Source organism: Streptococcus mitis SK575 (assembly GCF_000257865.1).
Classification (GTDB): Bacteria; Bacillota; Bacilli; order Lactobacillales; family Streptococcaceae; genus Streptococcus; species Streptococcus mitis_CQ.
On the sequence record NZ_AICU01000011.1, the window covers coordinates 1 to 1540 of the forward strand.

1 protein-coding gene is annotated in these 1540 nt (G+C 39.8%); it reads left to right on the forward strand.

Annotation, left to right across the window (positions count from 1 at the left end):
• Window positions 1-1475 (forward strand): IS1182 family transposase (locus HMPREF1048_RS03685; RefSeq protein ID WP_000397043.1); only part of this gene is annotated, 1475 nt, incomplete at its 5' end.
• Window positions 1476-1540 lie beyond the last annotated feature (65 nt).

Sequence of the window (1540 nt, forward strand, 5' to 3'; positions counted from 1 at the left end):
CTTTCTTACCACAGGATCATCTCGTCTTTACTATTGAAAAAGTGGTGAATACCTTGGAGGATAGTCACTTCCACGCCTTCTATCATGCCTTTGGTCGCCCGTCTTATCACCCTAAAATGCTTGTATCTGCTCTTCTATTTGCCTATTCACAAGGGATTTTCTCTGGTCGAAAAATTGAAAAAATGATGATTGAAAATCTGGCTATGCAGTACTTAACAGGACAGTTGGTTGTTAGCTATCGCACCATCAATCGTTTTCGTGTCGCTGAAGGGATGGAAGAACTCATACGTAATCTTTTCATCGATCTCAATCTTCGTTTAAAAATGGAAGAGTTAGTGACCTTAGATTGCTTGTTTATTGACGGGACTAAGATTGAAGCCAATGCCAACAAGTATAGTTTCGTGTGGAAGAAAGCGACAGAGAAATTCTCCGCCAAACTTCAAGAACAGATACAAGTCTATTTTCAAGAAGAAATCACACCCCTTATCCATCAAGCTATCGAACTGGATACACAAGAGCCTATCTCCTCAGAGCAGTTGATTGAATTCGCTCAAGTCCTTGAAGAAGAATTGGAAAAACTGAGCCAGGACATTGAGGAGACACCCGTTAAAGGAAAGGATGAACGTAAAACCCAACGTCGTAAACTCAAGAAAGTCTTGCGTAAAGTCAAAGATGATTTTTCAGTACGTGCTGAAAAATATGAGAGTTATCAGGAGACATTTGAAGGTCGCAACAGCTTTTCCAAAACAGATACAGATGCCACTTTTATGCGGATGAAAGAAGATCATATGAAAAATGGCCAACTCAAGGCTGCTTATAATCTTCAGATCGCTACTGAAAACCAATTTGTTCTTCACTATGATGTCTTTTCAAATCCGACAGATACCAAGACTCTTCTACCATTCCTTGAAACCTATCCACATGACTTGAAGATAGTTGTCGCAGATGCTGGATATGGAAGTGAAGAGAACCTCCTTCGTTTAGATGAAAAGGGTGTGAACCATCTGATTAAATATGCCATGTTTGATAAGGAACAAAAGAGAGGGTATAAACAGTCAGCTAAAAACTTAGCGAATTGGCACTATAATGACAAGGAGGATAGCTACACACATCCTGATGGCTGGTGCTATCGTTTTCACCATATCAAACATCAGAAAACACAGACGGACTTTCAACAGGAAATCAAGGTTTACTACGCAGATGAACCTGAATCAGCTCCTCAAAAGGGATTGTATATTAATGAACGCTATCAGCACTTAAAAACTAAAGAATGCCAGACGCTTTTATCTCCCGAAGGTAGACAGGTTTTCGCTCAACGCAAGATTGATGTGGAACCTGTCTTTGGTCAGATAAAGGCTTGTTTGGGTTACAAGAGATGTAATCTGAGAGGGAAGCGTCAAGTGAGAATTGACATGGGATTGGTACTTATGGCCAATAACCTCCTAAAATACAATAAGAGAACGACTCAAAATTAAAAAGCTAGAGTTCCGCAATTGGAAATCTCTAGCTTTTTTGTGGTTGAGAACTATTTTGTCTCAGG